Origin of the sequence: Thalassobius sp. Cn5-15 (assembly GCF_022347685.1) — a bacterium.
In the GTDB taxonomy this organism is placed as follows: Bacteria; Pseudomonadota; Alphaproteobacteria; order Rhodobacterales; family Rhodobacteraceae; genus Thalassobius.
In genome coordinates, this window is sequence record NZ_JAKRGF010000002.1 from 334,280 (window position 1) to 351,528 (window position 17,249).

Here is a 17,249-nt window from a genome sequence, read left to right on the forward strand (position 1 = left end):
CCCCTCGCTTAGTTTTTGCCTGTTTCAGGGCGAAACACGGGCGCCTTCGCAAAGGCACTCTGAAGGACAGGACAAAAAATGGCGAATAAGCACATGAAACAGGCTGCAATACTCTCGGGACTGGCGCTGAGCGTCAGCTTTGCGGCAAGTGCAGGCCAGGCACAGGACGGTGACGTTCTGACCAAGCAGTATGATGATGGCGGCGTCTATGAGGGCAGCTTCCGCGGGGGGGTGCAGCATGGCACCGGCACCTACCGGTTGCCCAATGGCTATGAATACACTGGCGACTGGGTCGATGGTGAGATCAAAGGTCAGGGTGTCGCGCGCTTCCCCAACGGATCTGTCTATGAAGGCGCCTTTGATAAGGGCAAGCCGCATGGGCTGGGCAAGATAGTGTTCAGCGATGGCGGCACCTATGAAGGCGACTGGGTCGAAGGTGCGATCACTGGTCAGGGCGTTGCGGTTTATGCCAACGGCATCCGCTATGAAGGCGGGTTTGAAAACACCAAACACCACGGCCGCGGCCGCCTGCAAAGCCCGGGTGGCTACATCTACGCCGGTGACTGGGTACAGGGCGTCAAAGAGGGTTTTGGCAAAATCACCTACCCTGATGGCGCGGTCTATGAGGGCGCGGTGCTGCGCGGCACCCGCGAAGGTCAGGGCACGCTTACCATGCCCGACGGTCTGGTCTACACGGGTCTGTGGAAAGACGGCCAGATCAACGGCAAGGGCAAACTGACCCAACCCAACGGCGACGTCTATGAGGGCATGCTGGTTGGCGGTCGCCGCGAGGGCGCAGGTAAAGTCGTTTATGCCAATGGCGACAGCTATGAAGGCAACTTTGCCGAGGATCAGCGCAGCGGTCAGGGCACATTCAGCGGCGCGGATGGCTATCGCTACGTCGGCAACTGGGTCGCGGGCGTGATCGAAGGTGAGGGCAGCGTCACCTACCCTGATGGGTCAATCTACAAAGGCCAATTCCGCACCGGCCTGGCCGATGGCGTGGGCGAAATTACCTACCCTGATGGCGCCACCTATGCAGGCGACTGGAAGTCAGGCGTGATAGATGGGCAAGGCAAGGCCACCTATCCCAATGGCCTGATCTATGAAGGCGGTTTTGCCAATGCGCAAAACCACGGGTTTGGCATCATGACCTACCCCGATGGCTACCGCTATGAAGGCGAATGGCAAAAGGGCCAGCGGCAGGGCAAGGGGCAGGCCACCTATGCTGATGGCACCATCTACAAGGGCGATTTCACCGCCGGTCTGCGCGATGGCGTAGGCGAACTGATCATGCCTGACGGCTTTCGCTATATCGGTCAGTGGAATGCTGGTGACCTGACCGGCAAAGGTATCGCGACCTATGCCAATGGTGACGTCTATGAGGGTGAATTTGTCAAAGGCAAACGGTCCGGTCAGGGCACTCTGCGCTACACAACGGGCCAAGAGGCCAGTGGCGATTGGGAAAACGGTGCGCTGACAAACGTGCCGGGTGTGCAGCCTGCGGCCGCGGAGGCTGAGACTGAGACTGAGACTGAGGCGACGGAAACTGAGGCTGAAACGTCAGCTGAATCTGCAACAGAGACGCCGACAGAATAACCCCCCGCCGCCCCGGCCCCGCGCCGGGGCCTGTCGGTTCTGGAGGAGAGAAACAAAAGGTTTGCGCCCGATCCCGAGGGCGGGGTCGGGCGCGAACCGAACCGCTTCGCGGTCCGATAAAGGTTCGCGCGCGTCACCAAACCACGCGTTTCCCCTGCCAGTCAAAGAACCCGCCGCTGTCCTCGCGACTTAACCCCTCGACCACCCGCAACAGGTTCTGTGCCGCCTCGGCGGCCGGAACCGTCTTGTGCCGTGCGGCGTAGTTCTCGGTAAAGGACGTCGCCACCGTGCCCGGATGCAGTGCCGCGCAGATCACGCCCTTGTGGCTGCGGCCCATTTCTATCGCACCGGTGTGGATCACTTGGTTCAGCGCCGCCTTGGCGCTGCGGTAGCTGATCCAGCCACCCAAAGCGTTGTCACCGATGGACCCCACCCGCGCGGACAGCGCCACAAACACCGCCCGCCCCTGACGCGGCAATAGCGGCAGCGCATGTTTCATCACCAGCGCCGGACCAATGCAATTGACCGCAAACTGATCCGCCATTGCCGTTGCAGTCAGCGCCTTGATCGACTTTTCCGGCGGCTGACCAGCACCGTGCAACGCGCCAGTGGCCACAAAGATCAGATCGAATGGCCCGGACAACGCGCCCAGATGCATCGCAACCGATGCTTCATCCGTGATGTCCAATCCGTGCTGGCGCCGTGACAGGCCAGTGACCCGAACACCCTGCCCACGCAAATTTTCAACAATCGCAGCGCCAATGCCGCCCGAGGATCCGATAACCAATGCCTGTTTCATTTCAGACGACCTAGCGGCATTTTCGACAGTGCCAAGGCGAAATTCACGCTTTTCATTTCGAACAAGAGGTTTATAACTTCGTCTCATGATGATGATGGCCCATATCCTTTCGACCCAAGCCCGTGCGCCCAGCGCGGCGGCTTCGGCTGGCCTCATCCTACTGCTAAGCCGCCTCTGAGCGTGCCGTTTTGGCGCGACCGCTCAGAGGATGTGCCTTTTTCGCGCCAAGATATCCCAAACGGACACCCCTCCGGCTTACGCACGTAATTTACCAAGAGACCTGACATGACCGATTCAGCCACTACCGCCCCCGCGCAAGACCACGTTTTGATTTTCGACACCACGCTTCGTGACGGGGAACAAAGCCCCGGCGCCACCATGACCCATGATGAGAAGCTGGAAATCGCTGAAATGCTCGACGATATGGGCGTCGACATTATCGAAGCAGGCTTCCCCATCGCTTCTGAAGGTGACTTCAACGCGGTGAAAGAAATCGCTGAACGTTCGAAGAACTCGGTCATTTGTGGTCTGTCGCGCGCGAACTTCAAAGACATTGACCGCTGCTATGAGGCCGTGAAACACGCCGCCCAGCCGCGCATTCATACCTTTATCGGCACCTCGCCGCTGCACCGCGCCATCCCCAACCTGTCCAAGGATGAGATGGCCGAGAAGATCCATGAAACGGTGACCCACGCGCGCAACCTCTGCGACAACGTGCAATGGTCGCCGATGGATGCGCTGCGCACCGAACATGACTACCTGTTCCGGGTGATCGAGATCGCGATCAAGGCTGGCGCCACCACAATCAACATCCCCGATACCGTGGGCTACACCATCCCCCGCGAAAGCGCTGATCTGATTGCCAAGATCCGCGAAAACGTGCCCGGCGCAGATGAGGTGATCTTTGCCACCCATTGCCACAACGATCTGGGCATGGCGACTGCCAACTCGCTGGCCGCCGTGGAGGCAGGTGCGCGCCAAATCGAATGCACCATCAACGGTCTGGGCGAACGCGCAGGCAACACCGCACTGGAAGAGGTGGTTATGGCGTTGAAGGTGCGCAACGACACCATGCCCTACCGCACTGGTATCGACACGACGAAGATCATGGGCCTGTCGCGCCGCGTGGCGGCTGTGTCTGGCTTTAACGTGCAGTTCAACAAGGCAATCGTCGGTAAAAACGCCTTTGCGCATGAAAGCGGCATCCATCAGGACGGCATGCTGAAAAACGCCGAAACCTTTGAGATCATGCGCCCAGAGGACGTGGGCATCGCGGGCACCTCGCTGCCGCTTGGCAAACACTCGGGCCGTGCAGCGCTGCGGTCGAAAATGACCGAGCTGGGCTTTGATCTGGCGGACAACCAGTTGAACGATCTTTTCGTGCGCTTCAAAGAGCTGGCGGACCGCAAGAAAGAAGTGTTTGACGACGACATCATCGCGCTGGTGCAGGTCGAGGCTGGTCAGGCCGATGCTGACACCCTTCAGCTGAAGCGTCTGCGCGTGATCTGTGGCACAGACGGCCCGCAGGAGGCGGAGTTGACGCTGACCATTGATGGTGAGGAAAAGAGCATTGATGCCACCGGAGACGGCCCCGTTGATGCGGCTTTTAACGCGGTGAAGATGATCTACCCCCACAGTGGCCGCCTGCAATTGTACCAAGTGCACGCTGTGACCGAAGGCACCGATGCGCAGGCCACCGTTTCGGTCCGTCTGGAAGAAGACGGGCGTATCGCCACCGGCTCATCAGCCGATACAGACACCGTGGTCGCCAGTGTGAAGGCCTACATCAGCGCCTTGAACCGCCTGATTGTGCGCCGAGAGAAGGTTGCGCCGGGTGGGGATACAAAGGAAATCAACTATAAGGATGTGCACTGATCGCATCCAGCGAACAGACCTATCCCTTTGACAGGCCCGGACCTACCCTCCGGGCCTGTTTTTTGTTATTTGGTGGGTAAGCCGACCCCATGCCGCCGGCCCTGTGCTAAGGTTCTGTCATTGGTAAAGTGGTTAAACCCGGCACCAGCATAACGCCATGCCGGACGTACAAGTGGACTAGATACGCCGTGAAGGAGCACCCGAAAACAAACGGGGACGGACTGGCTGCAACACCGGCTGCGCAACCAGCTGGCACTTCGGGTCAGTATCGTCGTCAGGTAGCGCGCACCACGGACAGTATTCTGTTGCTGCTGCTGGGGCTTACCGTCTACTCGATCACTGCGAACCTGTTTTACAACGCCACAAAAATGGTGATCACGGCGCTGCTGGCCTTTGCAGGCCTGATGCTGGCGCTCCTGCTGCACCGTGCAAAACGCTATATCCCGGCGCGCTTTGTGATGCTGACTACGCTCAATTTGGCGATCTTTGTCGGCAGTTTCTTCCTACCACCCAACAGCAACCTCTCGATGTTCCTGCTGACCTTTATCGGGCTGCCCTTTGTGGTGATGTCATGGTGGGAAAACCGCCCTCTGATGATCTATTTCTGCACTCTACCTCTGGTTCTATGGTCCGCCCTGCTGCTCACAAACTATGGCGATGGCGCTTATTTCGAACTGTCAGAGGACGTGACGCAGGTGTTCGGCTTTACCCATTCGATCATGATCTTTGCCCTGATCACCGCGCAATTTTTCTACTACGATCGCGTCACCCGCGACTATGCGCAGGCGCTGCAGCGGTCATTGCGGGCCCAACAGCAGGCCAATAAGGCCAAGACAACCTTCCTGCGTTCAATGAGCCATGAAATGCGCACACCACTGGGCGCCATTCTGGGATCAGTGGACCTCTTGCGCGAACGCGCCGATGCCCCACAGCAGCCGCGCCTGCCCGCAGAGGCGGAACTGGTGGATATCATCGCCAAATCCAGCAACGATCTGCTGTCCCTGACGGAAAAGAGCACATCGTTTGCACAGATCACCGCAGGCGACCTGTCGCCTCAATTGCAGACGCTCTCACTGCTGTCCGTTCTGAGCCCGGTTCTGAAACGGTTCGAAGACCAGATCACCCAGAAACAGCTGCAGATCAGCGTGTTAACAGAAGCCCTGCACAACGGCGCGACCACCCCACGCGATCTGATCACCGCTGATCCGCGCATGCTGGGCGACGCTTTGCTACAGGTCTTTGAAAATGCGATGACCTACACGCCAGTGGGGGGGCAGATCACCATCCAGCTGGATCCGCCGAGTGACGACTTCCTGAGCCTGTGCATCTGTGACAGCGGTCCCGGCATCCCCGAGGACAGCCGCGAAAATGTGTTTGAACCCTATGAACGTCTGGGGCAGGCCTATGGGTCTCAATCCGGCGGTGGCGTCGGGTTGACCATTGCGCGGGCCTATATTCGGGCGATGAATGGCGATATCGGGTTGGATCAGCCCCAAGACGGAGGCACCCGTGTCTGGATCCGTCTGCCCCTGCCGGTGAAACGAAAAGACCGCGCCTGAAAGCGCGGTCTTTAAGCTGTTGTCGACAGGATTGCAGATCAGAGCCAGTCAGGGATCTGATCGCGATTCAGCATTTCCTGATAGGTCGGGCGTTCACGGATCACTGCAAACTGATCACCATGAACCAGCACCTCTGGGATCATCGGGCGGGTATTATATTCGCTGGCCATCACAGCACCATAAGCCCCAGCGGAGCGGAAGGCGACCAGATCACCCGCCGCCAAAGGCGCCATCATGCGTTCCTTGGCAAAGGTGTCACCGGTTTCGCAGACGGGGCCAACAATATCATAGGGGTGTTGCTCAACACCCGGTGTCGGCTCTTTAACCGACACGATGTCATGATGCGCATCATACATCGCAGGGCGCAGCAGATCGTTCATCGCACCATCAAGGATAAGGAAATCGCGGCCTTCGCCAGATTTTACATAGATCACCCTGGACACCATGATCCCCGCGTTACCCGCAATCAAGCGGCCCGGTTCAATCTCGATCTCGCAGCCCAAATGGCCCAGCTCTTCCTTGATCATACTGCCGTATTCCACCGGCAGCGGCGGTGCCTCGTTTGAGCGGGTGTAAGGAATGCCAAGGCCGCCGCCCAGATCAAGGCGAATGATGTCATGGCCATCTGCGCGCAACTCTTCGGTCAGCGCCGCAACCTTGCGGTAGGCCTGCCGGAAGGGCGCCAGATCGGTCAGCTGGCTACCGATGTGCACGTCAATACCAACCACCTTCAGTCCCGGCAGGGCACCGGCACGTGCGTAGACCTCACGCGCCCGGGAAATGGGGATGCCAAACTTGTTTTCCGATTTACCGGTGGCGATCTTGGCATGGGTTTTGGCGTCCACATCGGGGTTCACCCGCACGGTAATCGGCGCCACCTTTCCCAGTGACAGCGCCACCTCATTGATGACCTCCATCTCCGGCTCGGACTCGACGTTGAACTGGCGAATGCCACCGGTCAGCGCGGCACGGATTTCTTCGTGGGTTTTGCCCACACCGGAAAAGACGATTTTGTCCCCCGGCACCCCTGCCGCAATCGCGCGGGCATATTCGCCGCCAGACACCACATCCATACCCGCACCAGCCTGCGCCAGCGTTTTCAGGATCGCCTGGTTCGAGGCCGCCTTCATTGCATAACAGACCAGATGATCCATGCCCGCCAGTGCCTCGTCAAACAAAGTGAAATGGCGCAAAAGCGTTGCAGTAGAATAGCAGTAGAACGGTGTGCCAACAGCCGCCGCAATTTCTGCAACGGCTACGTCTTCGGCGTGCAATGCGCCATCTTTGTAAAGGAAGTGATCCATCCGTCCGCCCCTTATCCAATCTTTCACAATCGACGCGCACGGGGGATCGCCTCGCACAGTCGCGTTTCAAGCGGTCATAGCAGATCAGACCATTGGATCAACGCAGCAATCGTACCGACACAATGGACCACACAAGGGCTACGAGACGTAAATCATAAAACGCAGAAAGCCGGATCGAGGACCGATCCGGCGCACCCTTTGCATCGCATGTTGGGTTATCCCTCGGCACCGATCAGGTGCTGGACCACCGCGCGGGCGTTGTCATCGTGCCATTCAGCGTCACCGATCAAACGACCGATCTCACGACCCTCAGGATCGATCAGCACCGACAGCGGCAGGCCAATCACCGCAGATTTACGCGCCAGTTCCTGTTTCGGATCGCGGTGCAGCGGCAGGGTTTCGACATTCACCTCGTCAAAGAACTTCTTCATCGCCGGCACAGGATTGCGACCCGTGGCAATGGTAACGACTTCGAACTCCTCGCCGCCAAATTCGGCATTCAGCGCATCCAGCGCGGGCATTTCAGCGCGGCACGGCGCACACCATGTGGCCCAGAAATTAACCAGGACATACTTGCCTTCATAGTCCTTCAGCGATGCCGCCTCACCATCAACAGTCACAAAATCATGGCCGCGCAGGTCCTTGGGTTCGCTGTGAACAATCAGCTTTTTCATGTCGCCCTGACGCAAATCCCGCAGGGCACCCAGATCGGCAGCCGCAGCGCCATTTGCACCAAGCACAAAGGCCGTATAAAGGACGGTGGCAACTAACTTTCGCATTTTTCCTCCCAAGGGGCAGACCATGAGTGACAAATCCTCGAACCAGATGTGGGGCGGCCGCTTTGCCGCAGGACCGGACGCGATCATGGAGGCGATCAACGCCTCGATCAGTTTCGATCAGCGAATGGCCAAACAGGACATCGAAGGTTCAAGGGCCCATGCCGCCATGTTGGCTGCCACAGGCATCATCACAGATAGCGATGCAGAGGTCATTCGGGAAGGCCTGCTCACGGTCTTGTCAGAGATCGACAGCGGCACGTTCCAATTTTCCGCCGCACTGGAAGACATTCACATGAATGTTGAGGCCCGTTTGAAGGAAATCGTGGGCGAACCTGCGGGCCGCCTGCACACCGCCCGGTCGCGTAATGATCAGGTGGCAACTGATTTCAAACTGTGGGTGCGTGACCAGATTGATGCGTCGATCGAAGGGATCGAAGCCCTTATCAAGGCGCTGATTGGCCAGGCAGATGTTGGCTATGACTGGGTGATGCCCGGTTTCACCCACCTGCAGACCGCGCAGCCTGTGACTTGGGGTCATCACATGATGGCGTACGTGGAAATGTTGGGTCGTGACCTCAGCCGGTTCAAGGATGCGCGCGCGCGGATGAACGAATCGCCGCTCGGTGCTGCAGCACTGGCAGGCACGTCCTTCCCGATCGATCGTCACATGACCGCCGCAGCACTGGGTTTTGACCGTCCAGCGGCAAACTCTCTGGATGCAGTGGCAGACCGCGACTTCGCGCTGGAATTTCTGTCGAACGCCTCGATCTGTGCCATGCACCTGTCGCGCTTTGCCGAAGAGCTGGTGATCTGGTCCTCGGCCCAGTTCCGTTTTGTGACCATGTCGGACAAATGGTCCACCGGATCGTCGATCATGCCGCAGAAACGCAACCCAGATGCGGCCGAACTGCTGCGTGCAAAACTGGGCCGTATCTTCGGCGCCAACGTGGCGCTGATGACGGTGATGAAGGGTCTGCCGCTGACCTATTCGAAGGACATGCAGGAAGATAAGGAACAGGTGTTCGACGCTGCTGACAACTTCCTGCTGTCGCTGGCAGCGATGACCGGCATGGTCAGCGATATGACCGGCAACAAGGATTCGCTGGCAGCTGCAGCTGGGTCTGGCTTCTCCACCGCGACGGATCTGGCAGATTGGTGCGTGCGCGCGCTGAACATGCCGTTCCGCGATGCCCACCATGTCACAGGTTCACTGGTTGCGCTGGCCGAGGAAAAAGGCTGTGATCTGCCCGATCTGACGCTGGAAGACATGCAATCCGTGAACGACCAGATTACTGATGAGGTGTTTGGCGTTCTGGGGGTTGATAACTCTGTCGCGTCGCGCATGTCTTATGGTGGCACCGCACCAGCACAGGTTCTGGTGCAGATCAAACGCTGGAAGAAGGAACTGGAATGAAACCTCTTCTGATGACCCTCAGCCTGCTGACGCTGACCGCCTGCGGGGTGGATGGCGCACCGCTGAAACCTACGGCCAATGCCGGAGTGTCGATCGGGACTGGCGGCATTTCGACCTCTGCCGGGGTCGGGGTGCGCAAAGGCCCACTATCCGTTGGCCTCAGCCTCTGAGATTGACGACGCCGCTGCCCCCGCAGCGGCGTTTTTCATTGGTCCGTGGTCTCTGCCTTAACCCTCTTTTAACAAAGACCTGCCACCCTCTCTCTGCGCGACCGCATCTCTATGCCTGCTCAGGGGGAAGGACAGCACATGCCGAACCGGATTGCACTGGAAATTCCCGATGAACTGTCAAATCCGCTGAACTATGCCGTGCATCAGCGGGGTCGCGATATTCTGGATACCGTGCGCGCGGCCTTGAAACATGGTGAGGTGCGGCTGGCCTATCAACCGATTGTAGAGGCGCAACGCCCGGACCGCATCGGTTTTTATGAAGGATTGTTCCGCGTACTGGATGCCGACGGTCGCGTGATCCCTGCCCGTGATTTCATGCCCTTTGCGGAAGATTGCGATATCGGCCGTGATATCGACTGCAGCGCGCTGGAAATAGGGTTGACCGCTCTTTCACAGGTGCCGGGCCTGCGCCTGTCAGTGAACATGTCAGCGCGCTCCATCGGCTATCCGCGCTGGATGCAGGTGCTGGAACGAAAGCTGGCCGATGACCCCGACATCGGTGCGCGGCTGATACTGGAAATTACCGAAACCTCTGCGATGACCGTGCCGGAACTGGTGCAACCGTTTATGCGCAAACTTCGCGCCCATGGTGTGGCCTTTGCACTGGATGACTTCGGCGCTGGGGCCACATCTTTTCGGTATCTGCGCGATCTCCGCTTCGACATGGTCAAGATCGATCAACAGTTTTGCCGCAATGCGCACCGGAACCGCGATGATCAGGCATTGATCCGCGCCATGTCACTGATCGCAGATCAATTTGACATGATGACCATCGCTGAAGGCGTCGAAAATGCAGGCGCTGCCAACTGGTTACGCGATGCGGGTCTGCATTGCCTGCAGGGCTACCACTTCTCCCTGCCGCAGCTGCGCCCCGACTGGACAACTCCAGCCAGACAACGGGCCTGACCCTTAACATGTCTCAACAAACCGCCGCCCAGTTACCACAGAGTGCCGCGTCAGACGTCGTTTTAAAGGCGAATCTTGCCGCAATGCAGCAAATACACTATCACTGGCCGCAAGGCGGGATGCGCTGGATCCGATCTTGGCGCAGGTCCGCCGTGCTTTTGGTGGAGGAAAACCCATGACGAACGTCGTCATCGTATCGGCAGCGCGTACCGCTGTTGGTTCATTCAACGGATCTTTTGCAAATACGCCGGCCCATGATCTGGGCACCGCCGTGCTAGAGGCGCTGGTTGACCGCGCCGGTATCGACAAGGCGGATGTCTCGGAGACCATTCTGGGTCAGGTGCTGACCGCCGGCCAGGGTCAAAACCCCGCCCGTCAGGCGCATATCAACGCCGGTCTGCCAAAAGAAAGCGCCGCGTGGAGCATCAACCAGGTCTGTGGATCCGGCCTGCGTGCGGTGGCACTGGCGGCGCAACACATCCAGCTGGGCGATGCGGCCGTTGTTGCCGCAGGTGGTCAGGAAAACATGTCGCTCAGCCCCCATGTTGCGCACCTGCGTGCGGGCACCAAAATGGGGGACATGAAATACATCGATTCGATGATCCGCGACGGCCTTTGGGACGCCTTCAACGGCTACCATATGGGTCAAACCGCTGAAAACGTCGCTGAACAGTGGCAGATCAGCCGTGATATGCAGGATGAATTTGCCCTCGCTTCGCAGAACAAAGCCGAAGCCGCGCAGAAGGCAGGTAAATTCACCGATGAGGTGATCCCCTTCACCATCAAAACCCGCAAAGGCGACATCATCGTCGACAGCGATGAATACATTCGCCACGGGGCCACGATTGAGAATATGCAAAAACTCCGCCCCGCCTTTGTGCGCGATGGTGGCACGGTAACCGCTGCCAACGCATCCGGCCTGAACGACGGCGCGGCTGGCGTCCTGCTGATGAGCGCGGATGAAGCGGAAAAGCGTGGCCTTGAACCGCTGGCGCGCATTGCCTCCTACGCGACGGCGGGCCTAGACCCGTCGATCATGGGCGTCGGCCCGATCTATGCCTCGCGCAAGGCGCTGGACAAAGCTGGCTGGGCCGCAGGCGATCTGGATCTGGTAGAGGCAAACGAAGCCTTTGCGGCTCAGGCCTGCGCAGTGAACAAAGACATGGGCTGGGATCCTGAAAAGGTGAACGTCAACGGCGGTGCCATCGCCATTGGCCACCCGATCGGCGCTTCGGGTGCGCGGATTCTAAACACCCTGTTATTCGAGATGCAGCGCCGAGAGGCCAAAAAAGGGCTGGCCACCCTCTGCATCGGCGGCGGCATGGGAGTCGCCATGTGCCTGGAACGCCCCTGAGGGCGCCGGTGAGCAGACGACAACATATCACAGGGCGCCCGCGTGGCGCCCTTTTTTACAATTTCTGCGTTATTTATGCTGCAAACGCGAAAAAACGCCACAACGCAGAAAATTCATTGCGTAACAATATTGCGCAAATTGGCTTTAATCGGTAACAGTTTTACAAGACAAATTCATGGGCCCGCTAAATTCATGGGATGGAGGATAAAATGGCACGTATTGCACTTGTAACCGGTGGCTCGCGCGGGATCGGCGCGGCAATTTCCAAAAAACTGAAATCGCAGGGCTTCGAGGTTGCCGCCACTTACGCGGGCAACGATGAAGCCGCGGCAAAGTTCACCGAAGAGACCGGCATCAAGACCTACAAATGGAACGTTGCCTCGTATGAAGAGAGCGCCGAAGGTATCGCCAAGGTTGAGGCCGATCTGGGCCCGATCGACACTGTGGTCGCCAACGCTGGCATCACCCGCGACGCGCCTTTCCACAAAATGACCCCGGAACAATGGCATCAGGTCGTCGACACCAACCTGACCGGCGTGTTTAACACCGTGCACCCGATCTGGCCGGGAATGCGCGAACGGAAGTTTGGCCGCGTGATCGTTATCAGCTCGATCAACGGTCAGAAGGGTCAGTTTGCCCAGGTGAACTATGCTGCGACCAAAGCGGGCGATCTGGGTATCGTCAAATCGCTGGCGCAGGAAGGCGCGCGCGCCGGTATCACCGCAAACGCTATCTGCCCCGGCTACATCGCCACCGACATGGTGATGGCGGTGCCGGAAAAGGTCCGCGAATCAATCATCGCGCAGATCCCCACCGGCCGTCTGGGCGAACCGGAAGAGATTGCAAACTGCGTAGCTTTCCTCGCCTCTGACGAAGCAGCGTTCCTCAACGGTTCGACCATTTCGGCAAACGGCGGTCAGTTCTTCGTCTGATCTGACGCGCATACACACTAGAAAGGCCGCCCGCGGGTTCACCCGGGGCGGCCTTTTTCGTCGCGTAAGTCCTGAAGGGATCAGGCCAGCGGGACGGTTCCGTAAGTGTCTGCCACGGGTTTGGCAGGCGCAGCGGAACGAAACAGGCTGCGGAAGAAGCCCCGAAAGAGACCGGTGAAGGCAGCCCCGCGGGCAGCATGGGCGGCGGCATAGGCGTCTTGGGTCTGGCGGGTGTGCGAAACTTCGATCATCTGGCGTCTCCTTTGTCTTGGGTTTGAGTCATTCTGAATTGAACCCAATATGCGGGCGCTCAGACCATTCTACAAACGAGTGTTTTCAAGCTGTCAGTTAAGGTATATTTAACTGATATGCCGGATCGCTTACCCCCACTCACTGCCCTACGCGCCTTTGAGGCAGCGGCGCGCCATATGTCGTTTGCTCAAGCGGCAGCGGAATTGCATGTGACGCCCGCCGCGCTGTCCTATCAGATCAAATCTCTTGAGGAGCATTTGGGTGCACCGCTGTTCATCCGCCTCAACCGCGCGGTGGAATTGACAGAGGCAGGTCGCGCCCTTGCCCCAGGCACGTCGGAGGCATTTCAAACCCTGTCGAACGCTTGGCGCAGCACCAAGAGACTGCAGGACAACACGACGCTTAACGTGACCGCTGGCCCCGCCTTCACCGCGAAATGGATGGCGCCGCGGCTTTATGACTTTGCCCGAACTCATCCAGAGATTGACCTAAGGTTTTCTGCCGCGCTGCGGATCATGGATTTTGACCGTGACGAAATCGACGTCGCAATCCGGTTTGGCTATGGACCCGACCACGGCGTGTGGGCGCAGCCGCTAAGCAGCGAATGGTTCACGCCAGTGATGACACCTGAGATGGCGGAGCGGTTCCCAACACCAGAAAGTCTGATCAATGCGCCGTTGATTTTCGACGAATCAACCAGTTTCCTGCGCCCGCAATGCGACTGGCCTACATGGTTTCGTGCTGTGGGCATTGACCATAACCCCAGCCACGGCTTGCATTTTTCCGGCGCGGATCACGCCGTTGACGCAGCACTGGCTGGTGTCGGTGTGGTGCTGGGACGCCGGGCGATGGTGATCAAGGACCTCTTTGACGGCCGATTGGTGGCCCCCTACGGTGTGGCGCTCGGCACGAAAGCGCATTTTCGCTTTCTCTGTCGGCTCGGCACTGAAAATCGGCCGCAGATTGTGGCTTTTCGCGACTGGATGCTTGCGGAAATTGCCAAAACCATCTCTGTTCATCAGACCTTAACCATTGTGCCTGTAGAAGAGGTCGCATCCGCATGACTCGAACCTTCACCCGAAGCCACGCCACCGGCATCGGATTTATCGCGGTTTTGCTGTGGTCACTGCTGGCGCTCTTTACAGTAGGCAGTGCGCCGACACCGCCGCTGCTGCTGAACGCGCTATGTTTTGCCATTGGCGGCACGCTGGGGGTGATCTGGACCCTGCGCACGGGCGGCCTGCAGGCGCTGCGGCGCGTGCCACTGAAAGTCTATGTGTTCGGCACCATCGGACTGTTTGGCTATCACGCGCTCTACTTCAGCGCACTGCGGCTGGCACCTCCGGCGCAGGCGGGGCTGATCGCCTATTTATGGCCGCTGCTGATCGTTCTGTTTTCTGGTCTGTTGCCCGGCGAACGCCTGCGCGCGGGGCACTTTATCGGCGGGCTGGTCGGATTTGGCGGCGCGGCCCTGATCATTCAGGGCGGCGGCAGCGGTTTTGATACAGCAGCTCTGCCCGGCTATCTACTGGCACTGGGGTGCGCGCTGTTCTGGTCAGGCTATTCCGTCATGTCGCGCCGCCTTGGTGATGTCCCGACGGAGGCCGTGGCGGTCTTCTGTCTGGCCACGGCGGTCTTATCGGCCGCGCTGCATCTCGTGGTCGAACAAACCGTCTGGCCCGCAGGCATCATCGGCTGGGGCAGCACGCTGGCGTTGGGGCTGGGACCTGTTGGCTTGGCGTTTTATGTCTGGGATATCGGCGTGAAACAGGGCGACATTCAGCTGCTGGGCGTCAGCTCCTATGCGGCGCCTTTGCTGTCGACATTGGTACTGGTGGGGGTCGGAATTGCCGCGCCCAGCTGGACGCTGGGACTGGCGGCCTGTTTAATCGCGGGCGGCGCGGCATTGGCAGCACGCGCCAGCCTCAAATCATAAAGTTATGCGTGTTCCGCGCTGAGACGCTCGATCTCTTCTTTTAGGCGCAGTTTCTGTTTCTTCATGTCGGCAATTTCCGCATCCGAGGTGCCGGGCGAACGCTGTGCCACCTCAACCCGATGCGAGAGGTCACTGTGTTTCTTCTTCAACTCTTCGATGTGCGAAGTCAGACCCATGTAAATCTCCTCTCATTTTTGTGATAGACACTCACTGCAGCACATAAAAACACCCCTGTCACGCCGCAGCGCGGCAGTCGGCTAAAAATAGCTTAACTCCCAAAGGGCAATGCCGCGCCATCGCGCAGCACAGCGCGGATTTTGGGCGCGTAGTCCTCACCGTCGCGCAGATGTTCGGCGCCTTCATGCATCACGATCCCATCATGCAGGCGAAAATCGGCGCGGCCATTTTTGCGACCACGGATCAGAACCAGCTGCGCCTCTCGCCCTGCACGCGGGATCAACGGCTGCACCTCAAGCGAACCAAGGAGCGGTTGCATCGCCATGATAAGTTCCGGCAGGCGTTCGATCCGCTGGATGAAAGTCACATAGCCCTTCGGTGCGCAGCGCTTTGCCGCCACCTCAACCCAAGTGGCCAGCGGCGTGTCACCGCCAAAGGCAATATCGCGGCCCGCATCCTGCGCAGCCGTTGATCGATCGCGCTGAAAATATGGCGGGTTCGCAAAAACGTGATCGAATTGACGCTGGCGCAAATCCGCAGGCAGCGCACGTAGATCGGCGATTGAAACGGTGAAATCGGCACCTGCCTCTCCCCCATTGCGCTGCGCCAAGGCGGCGTAATCCGCCTGCAATTCCACCCCCGTGACAGCCACGCCCGGCACCCGCGCCATGAGGCACAGCGAGGCCACCCCAACGCCACAGCCCAGTTCCAGCGCGCTTTGCCCTGTCTGTACGGGCAAAGACGCTGCCAAAAGCACCGGATCGACGCCCGCGCGGTAGCCCTGCACCGGCTGCCATGCGCGCACACGTCCGTTCAGGAAATCCGTATGGGTCAGCGACGGCACGCCTTATCCCTCCAGCGCGATGCCGTTGTCCGTAAGCACCTTCTGCGCCGCTGCCAGATCATCAGGATGTACCATTAAACGGCGCGGCAAAATGCCGATACTTCCCTCTAGGACGCTCATATTTACGTCCATTTCAAAGCAGTCTATACCCTCCCCCTGAAGCAGAGCTTTGGCAAAGGCGATCGACGTCGGGTCGGTGGTGCGAAGCAGTTGTTTCATATTGGGGAAAATAGGGGCACGACATAGTATTTGTCGACCCATGGACGGACGAGATGAACCAGGATCACGCAAGCACAAAACCGCATGAGCGACTGGCAGCCCATCTGGAGGACAAGCTGCGCAAGGTGAATGATATGATTCACAGCCGCATGATGTCCGAAAATGCGCCGCGCATCCCGCAAGTCACAGCACATCTGATTGACGCAGGCGGCAAGCGTCTGCGCCCGATGCTAACGCTGGCAGCAGCGGATATGTGTGGCTATCGCGGTGAATATGACGTGCATCTGGCGACCACAGTGGAATTTATCCACACCGCGACCCTGCTGCATGACGATGTGGTGGATGAAAGCGCACAGCGCCGTGGTCGCCCAACTGCGAACCTGATGTGGGACAACAAATCCTCCGTTCTGGTGGGTGACTACCTGTTTTCCCGCGCCTTCCAGATGATGGTGGAACCGGGCAGCCTGCGGGTTCTGTCGATTCTTTCGAACGCTTCGGCCACGATTGCCGAGGGTGAAGTGCTGCAGCTAAGTGCAGCGCAGGATCTGGCCACGGATGAGGGCATTTATCTGAAAGTTGTGCGCGGCAAAACGGCGGCACTGTTTTCTGCAGCGACCGAGGTGGGCGGCGTGATCGCTGACGCGCCAGAGGATCAGGTGAAGGCGCTGTTTGATTATGGCGATGCGCTGGGGGTTTCCTTCCAGATCGTAGATGACCTGCTGGATTATCAGGGCGATAGTTCTGCCACTGGTAAAAACATCGGGGATGACTTCCGCGAACGTAAACTGACCCTGCCAGTGATCAAGGCCGTAGCCCAGGCTGACGCTGAAGAGCGCGCCTTCTGGGTGCGTACCATCGAAAAGGGCCGTCAGGAAGAGGGCGATCTGGAACACGCCCTCTCGCTCCTGCACAAACACAAGGCACTAGAAGCAACCCGCGAAGATGCTCTGGCTTGGGCCGCAAAGGCCAAAGACGCGCTGAGCGCACTGCCCGAACATCCAGTACGCCAGCTGCTGGTCGAAATCGCTGACTATGTGGTGGCGCGGATCAACTGATCCAAAACCGCGACG

The 17,249-nt window shown here is 58.9% G+C and carries 18 protein-coding genes; 11 read left to right on the forward strand and 7 right to left on the reverse strand.

What is annotated here, in order from left to right; all coding sequences use genetic code 11:
- Positions 1–78: 78 nt before the first annotated feature.
- Positions 79–1,599 carry an MORN repeat-containing protein gene (locus MHM86_RS07485; RefSeq protein WP_239197546.1) on the forward strand — a complete coding sequence of 507 codons (1,521 nt, stop codon included), beginning with the start codon at positions 79–81 and terminating at the stop codon, positions 1,597–1,599.
- A gap of 133 nt (positions 1,600–1,732) precedes the next feature.
- Here the strand turns inward: MHM86_RS07485 and MHM86_RS07490 are convergent, their stop codons facing one another.
- Positions 1,733–2,398, reverse strand: coding sequence for an SDR family NAD(P)-dependent oxidoreductase (locus tag MHM86_RS07490; protein ID WP_239197547.1), 666 nt, complete (start codon positions 2,396–2,398; stop codon positions 1,733–1,735).
- A gap of 285 nt (positions 2,399–2,683) precedes the next feature.
- Between MHM86_RS07490 and MHM86_RS07495 the strand changes: the two genes are divergently transcribed.
- Both MHM86_RS07495 and MHM86_RS17140 read left to right on the forward strand, forming a co-directional pair.
- A complete protein-coding gene (locus MHM86_RS07495; protein ID WP_239197548.1) occupies positions 2,684–4,273 on the forward strand; it encodes a 2-isopropylmalate synthase in 1,590 nt (529 codons plus the stop codon).
- Between the two features lie 188 nt (positions 4,274–4,461).
- Positions 4,462–5,832 carry a HAMP domain-containing sensor histidine kinase gene (locus tag MHM86_RS17140; RefSeq protein WP_239197549.1) on the forward strand — a complete coding sequence of 457 codons (1,371 nt, stop codon included), beginning with the start codon at positions 4,462–4,464 and terminating at the stop codon, positions 5,830–5,832.
- A gap of 38 nt (positions 5,833–5,870) precedes the next feature.
- Here the strand turns inward: MHM86_RS17140 and lysA are convergent, their stop codons facing one another.
- Entirely contained in the window at positions 5,871–7,136 is a 1,266-nt protein-coding gene (gene lysA / locus MHM86_RS07505; protein ID WP_239197550.1) for a diaminopimelate decarboxylase, read from the reverse strand.
- Positions 7,137–7,351: 215 nt separating this feature from the next.
- On the reverse strand, positions 7,352–7,915 hold the full coding sequence (locus tag MHM86_RS07510) for a TlpA disulfide reductase family protein (protein ID WP_239197551.1): 564 nt from the start codon (positions 7,913–7,915) through the stop codon (positions 7,352–7,354).
- Between the two features lie 22 nt (positions 7,916–7,937).
- Between MHM86_RS07510 and argH the strand changes: the two genes are divergently transcribed.
- The 5 genes from argH (at position 7,938) to phbB (ending at position 12,751) form a co-directional block, all read left to right on the forward strand.
- Complete coding sequence (gene argH, locus MHM86_RS07515; protein ID WP_239197552.1) at positions 7,938–9,329, forward strand: argininosuccinate lyase; 1,392 nt, start codon at positions 7,938–7,940, stop codon at positions 9,327–9,329.
- Positions 9,326–9,499, forward strand: coding sequence for a hypothetical protein (locus tag MHM86_RS07520; protein WP_239197553.1), 174 nt, complete (start codon positions 9,326–9,328; stop codon positions 9,497–9,499). The genes argH and MHM86_RS07520 overlap by 4 nt, the downstream gene beginning before the upstream one ends.
- A gap of 138 nt (positions 9,500–9,637) precedes the next feature.
- A complete protein-coding gene (locus MHM86_RS07525; RefSeq protein WP_239197554.1) occupies positions 9,638–10,465 on the forward strand; it encodes an EAL domain-containing protein in 828 nt (275 codons plus the stop codon).
- 175 nt (positions 10,466–10,640) lie between these two features.
- Positions 10,641–11,819, forward strand: coding sequence for an acetyl-CoA C-acetyltransferase (locus tag MHM86_RS07530; RefSeq protein ID WP_239197555.1), 1,179 nt, complete (start codon positions 10,641–10,643; stop codon positions 11,817–11,819).
- A gap of 209 nt (positions 11,820–12,028) precedes the next feature.
- Entirely contained in the window at positions 12,029–12,751 is a 723-nt protein-coding gene (phbB, locus tag MHM86_RS07535) for an acetoacetyl-CoA reductase (RefSeq protein ID WP_058318738.1), read from the forward strand.
- A gap of 80 nt (positions 12,752–12,831) precedes the next feature.
- On the opposite strand, the gene MHM86_RS07540 is transcribed toward phbB, so the two are convergent.
- Complete coding sequence (locus tag MHM86_RS07540; RefSeq protein ID WP_239197556.1) at positions 12,832–13,002, reverse strand: hypothetical protein; 171 nt, start codon at positions 13,000–13,002, stop codon at positions 12,832–12,834.
- Positions 13,003–13,119: 117 nt separating this feature from the next.
- Here MHM86_RS07540 and MHM86_RS07545 point away from each other — a divergent pair, with 117 nt between their 5' ends.
- Positions 13,120–14,067, forward strand: coding sequence for a transcriptional regulator GcvA (locus tag MHM86_RS07545; RefSeq protein WP_239197557.1), 948 nt, complete (start codon positions 13,120–13,122; stop codon positions 14,065–14,067).
- Positions 14,064–14,939: a DMT family transporter gene (locus MHM86_RS07550; RefSeq protein ID WP_239197558.1), complete on the forward strand. Its 876-nt coding sequence runs from the start codon at positions 14,064–14,066 to the stop codon at positions 14,937–14,939. The genes MHM86_RS07545 and MHM86_RS07550 overlap by 4 nt, the downstream gene beginning before the upstream one ends.
- 2 nt (positions 14,940–14,941) lie before the next feature.
- Here the strand turns inward: MHM86_RS07550 and MHM86_RS07555 are convergent, their stop codons facing one another.
- The 3 genes from MHM86_RS07555 to MHM86_RS07565 all read right to left on the reverse strand — a co-directional run bounded on the left by MHM86_RS07555 (position 14,942) and on the right by MHM86_RS07565 (position 16,179).
- Entirely contained in the window at positions 14,942–15,115 is a 174-nt protein-coding gene (locus tag MHM86_RS07555) for a YdcH family protein (RefSeq protein ID WP_239197559.1), read from the reverse strand.
- Positions 15,116–15,207: 92 nt separating this feature from the next.
- Positions 15,208–15,960, reverse strand: a complete 753-nt coding sequence (locus MHM86_RS07560; protein ID WP_239197560.1) for a methyltransferase domain-containing protein — start codon at positions 15,958–15,960, stop codon at positions 15,208–15,210.
- 3 nt (positions 15,961–15,963) lie between these two features.
- Positions 15,964–16,179 (reverse strand): DUF2007 domain-containing protein, encoded by a 216-nt coding sequence (locus tag MHM86_RS07565; protein WP_239197561.1) that lies wholly within the window; start codon positions 16,177–16,179, stop codon positions 15,964–15,966.
- A 53-nt stretch (positions 16,180–16,232) separates the two neighbouring features.
- Here MHM86_RS07565 and MHM86_RS07570 point away from each other — a divergent pair, with 53 nt between their 5' ends.
- A complete protein-coding gene (locus MHM86_RS07570; RefSeq protein WP_239197563.1) occupies positions 16,233–17,234 on the forward strand; it encodes a polyprenyl synthetase family protein in 1,002 nt (333 codons plus the stop codon).
- Positions 17,235–17,249: the final 15 nt, after the last annotated feature.